3 protein-coding genes are annotated in these 4,424 nt (G+C 48.7%); 1 reads left to right on the forward strand and 2 read right to left on the reverse strand.

The features are described 5' to 3' along the window. Window positions 1–113: 113 nt before the first annotated feature. Window positions 114–1,238: a glycerophosphodiester phosphodiesterase gene (glpQ, locus tag E1189_RS02855; protein ID WP_155158546.1), complete on the reverse strand. Its 1,125-nt coding sequence runs from the start codon at window positions 1,236–1,238 to the stop codon at window positions 114–116. 49 nt (window positions 1,239–1,287) lie between these two features. Continuing rightward, window positions 1,288–2,646: a glycerol-3-phosphate transporter gene (gene glpT, locus E1189_RS02860; protein ID WP_155158547.1), complete on the reverse strand. Its 1,359-nt coding sequence runs from the start codon at window positions 2,644–2,646 to the stop codon at window positions 1,288–1,290. A gap of 1,032 nt (window positions 2,647–3,678) precedes the next feature. Between glpT and E1189_RS02865 the strand changes: the two genes are divergently transcribed. Further along, the coding region (locus E1189_RS02865) for a hypothetical protein (RefSeq protein ID WP_230460087.1) at window positions 3,679–4,424 on the forward strand (746 nt) is incomplete at its 3' end.

Consider the following 4,424-nt stretch of genomic DNA (forward strand, 5'->3'; position numbering starts at 1 on the left):
AACTCCAGGGGGAAAGCACTGCCGTGCTGCTTATCTGTTCAAGGAAGATTTGCAGTCGCTGCCAAACCGGTTGGCTCCCTTCAGCCAGGAGCCAACCTAATGCCACTTAAGCGTTATTTTGCAGAATGAACGACTTTAACCGCACGATCCGGGAAGTCCGAGAACAGGCCATCAACGCCCACTTCATTCACAAACATAGAAACCATATCATCAAAATCCTTCGCAGGGGGCAGAATGCGATCAGCCTCAACACGGAAGGTGAACGGATGCACGACCATGCCTGCTTTATGGGCTTCTGAAATCATCGGGGTTAACACCAAGTGGTCACGTGTGGACTTTTTAGAATCAATCAGGAACGCCTTGGAGGGGCCAATGCCATCTGCGTATTCTGCAACCTTAGCCATCCCACCCGGCTGGAACATCCAGTCGAAGTCGTAAGGCACCAGTTTTCCATCTTTAATTTCAAAAGACTCACCCCAGCTGTTTGCAGCAATCAGCTGAACAACTTTCAGATCCATGCCTAGCTCAGGCATCAGCTCTTTGGAAATACGTTTGGTTTCTGCCGGGTTAAAGCACTGTACAAAAACCTTGTCGGATTTTGATGTATAACCGTATTTCTTCAACTCTTTCAGCACGGCTATGGAAATATCCTTTCCTTCCATGCGGAACAGGCTTGGGTTCTTGATCTCTGGATAGATGCCTACATTGCGGCCTGTCGCTTTATTCAGCCCCTGTACCAGCTCAATCGCCTCCCCCAGAGTGGGAATTTCAAAATCTGATTTACCCATTGGGAAGCGCTGTGGCCAGTCGGTTTTGGCAGCTTTCAAAGCATTTTCCGGCTTGGTGCCTGTGGGGCTGGTAAAGCTAGTAACCACCTGCAGCGTTTTGATTTCCGCCAGGGTAAAGTCGACGGCACGCCAGCGTTTGGAGCCATCTGGCATAACATGGTAACGCTTTGGAAACTTCACCATGACATCCGTCACACGATCCAGATAAGGGTCATGCATCACCACCAGATGATCATCTCTGGTCATAACTACATCCTGCTCGATGTAGTCAGCTCCCATAAAATAGGCTGCCGCATATCCTTCCAGTGTATGCTCTGGCAGGTAGCCGCTGGCACCACGGTGGGCAACCACTACTTTCTCCTGAACCACTGGCGTACTTGCACTGACGGGTATGCTGCCCATTGCCAAACCTGCAGCAACGGCCATAGCTAAAACGAAATTCTTTTTCATAAAACCTCCCTGAACCAGCCCAGCCATGAGCAGGGCTGTTTTCAATAAATCAGGCAACAGATGAAGCCGCACTCAGCTCTTCTTTTTTCCCATGACGCATGGACATAACCAAGAGAGCAATGGCTGCAAAGCAACTGGCGGTGAGCACCATAAAGCCGCCGTCCCAGCCATAGGCATCCACGGTGTAACCCAAAGCCGCATTGGCAAATACGGCACCGCCAAGATAGCCGAACAAACCTGTTAACCCGGCGGCAGTACCAGCGGCCTTCTTTGGAACCAGCTCCAGTGCATAAAGACCAATCAACATGACCGGACCATAAATAAGGAAACCAATGGCAATCAGAGCAGCCATGTCGATGGTGGGGTGGCCTGGAGGGTTGAACCAATACACGACAACGGCCACAGCAACCAACAGCATAAATACAATACCTGCAGGTGCCCGCTTTCCCTTAAAGACCTTGTCAGAAATCCAACCGCAAAGAAGAGTGCCAGGAATACCAGCCCACTCGTAAAGAAAGTACGCCCAGGATGATTTATCCACAGTGAAACCTTTGGCTTCGGAAAGATAAGTGGGAGCCCAGTCCAGAACACCGTAACGAATTAAATAGATAAAGGCATTAGCAATCGCGATATACCAAAGCATTTTATTGTTAAAAACGTACTTGAAGAAAATCTCCTTTGCACTCAATTCAACTTCATGCTTTTCATCGTAATTTTCAGGGTAGTCATTATTGTGTTCTTCAATGGAGGGCAGGCCACAAGACTGCGGCGTATCTTTTACCGTCAATAGAATAAAACCAGCAACAAGCATCGCACCCATGGCTGGAACATAGAATGCGGAGTGCCAGTCGTCATTAAATGCCCACAAACCCAGAAGGAACAGGGGGCCAATCAAACCGCCACCTACGTTATGGGCCACATTCCATACGGACACAATGCCGCCCCGCTCTTTTTGTGACCACCAGTGAACCATGGTTCGACCACAAGGTGGCCACCCCATTCCCTGCATCCAGCCATTAATAAACAGCAGGACAAACATCATAGCAATGCTGCTTGTTGCCCAGGGCATATAGCCAAATATGAACATAATCAATGCAGAACCAATCAGTCCTGCGGCAAGGAATGTACGTGGATTAGAACGGTCTGAGACACTGCCCATTAAGAATTTAGAGAGACCATAAGCAATGGACACAGCGGATAAAGCAACACCTAAATCTCCCCGGCTATATCCCATTTCATTTATCAGATAAGGCATTGCCAGGGAAAAGTTTTTGCGGACTAAATAATAACCAGCATAACCGAAGAAAATGCCAAGAAAGATTTGCCAGCGAAGCTTTTTATAGGCTGTATCAACAACTGCATCACCCAGTCTAGGCTGATGAGGTAACGGCTTAAACACCCCAATCATACGAAGGTCTCTTATGGAGTCTGGAAAGCCTTACAAACTACATGCAATTAAAATAAGCATTTTTGACAAAAATCAAACAAATCGCACCAAAACTAAACAACCTTTAAACATTTTCGTAGGAATGAATGATCGAAAACATTATTGATTAACAATTCATCAGTTTTACGTTCTAAAGCCTGAAGAGGTTTTCTTAAGTGCACCTCATACGGAGACATTAAGAGGCTCTGATTAAGTACCCTGCGGAAAAAACAACCTGATTTTATGAGCACCTGGAATGACCATTCTGGGCAACCAGAGCGATGCAGGATTTTTTCCAGTTCACATCACCAACAACAGTTTTCGGATCTACACTGAGGGGCCTCTTGTTCTGACAGGTATTTTTACATGCCGGAGGGATCCGTACCTTTGATGTTTTCAGTTACCAGAAAACTAGCAGTACTGTGTTGTGCACTCTGTATGGCCTTGCCATCTTATGGGGCCAATGAGACTCACAAAATGAGTAACAGGTCACTCGCTGGCAATATGACACGTTTCGCCCTTGCCCTGGCGACGCAGGGCAATGTGTCACATGTTAGAAGCAGTACCAGCTTCCCGGCAAGTGCCCCTTACTTCCGCAAAGGAGCCCCGCCTCAGAAAAAATATGACTGGCACCAGAGCCAAAGGTTGACGCAACAACCGACGTATAACAGATTCACAGAATATCCAAGAAAACAAACAGGAAAGAAAGCAGGAAAAAAAGCAGAGAAAGCAGGCTGGAACAGTGAAGTCAGCCACGCGGCTTCCCATAAGTCAGCGGACCCTCGAGGCCGGCCTCAAAAAGGTTTCCAAAAAGGTGTTGAACGACAACCGTCCGTGAGAGTGGCTCCCCCGACTGATGCGGCATCTTTCCGGTATACCTCAAAGGTTGCTGGGAAAAGCAGCCGCCAGTATAAACGTCGAGAGGCAATAGGGCAGTATTTATGGTTAAACAATCGCAACTTTCACAGCCTTGGCGATGATTGCAGCGGTGACTATGGGCTGGAGGAAGATATCATGCTTACCTCCTCGGAAGGTGTCCCGTTCTGCAACAGCGAAAGCAATCCTTTTCGCGGCACGCTAAAAAGTCACGGACATAAGATTCACAGCTTGAAAGTCAGTAATCCTGGTGGGAGTGCCGGGCTGTTCGGTCATATGGAGGGAGCCAGTGTGGATGTGCATCTTGTGAACCCGACTGCACAAGGGGCTCTGGCTAGTGCTGTGGTTGCCAATATGGGGTCAGATAACCAGGTGAATGCCACCTTCTCTGGAGGGCGTGTGGAGGCAGAGCAGTCTGGAGGGTTGATGGCCGGGAAAGTCAGCGGTGATCGTAACCGTCTGAATCAGCTCGGAGCCACTTCTGAAGCGCTGTCAGTATCCGGTGGGTATTGTTCCGGAGGAGGAGCAGGGCACATAACCGGTACAGATAACAAGCTGACACAGACAAATTTACACATAAATATCAAGGCGGGTGACACGTCAGCAGGCGGAGGGGGCTGTGTATCGGATGCTGCAGGCCTTCAACTCTCTCAAGAGAATGTCACGATGAACGTGGCGGCACATCGCTATAGCGGAGGTGGATTTGGCACTGTATCGCGAGCCCCCTATACCCGGTTAACCCAGAAGAACAGCAGATTGAATACGACTGCGCTATTTATTGCAGCTGCTGGAGGGGTTTCCTATCTGGATACTTCAGATCACGTCCAGTTACGTCAGGAGAATGTGCAGATGTTTGTGTCTGGTAACTTGTGGGGTGGAGGAGG

It is taken from the genome of Parendozoicomonas verongulae (genome assembly GCF_009711465.1).
Classification (GTDB): domain Bacteria; phylum Pseudomonadota; class Gammaproteobacteria; order Pseudomonadales; family Endozoicomonadaceae; genus Sansalvadorimonas; species Sansalvadorimonas verongulae.

Coding starts and splice junctions, on each gene's coding strand:
- glpQ (WP_155158546.1), bottom strand. CDS start 1,238: ATGAAAAAGAATTTCGTTTTAGCTATGGCCGTTGCTGCAGGTTTGGCA.
- glpT (WP_155158547.1), bottom strand. CDS start 2,646: ATGATTGGGGTGTTTAAGCCGTTACCTCATCAGCCTAGACTGGGTGAT.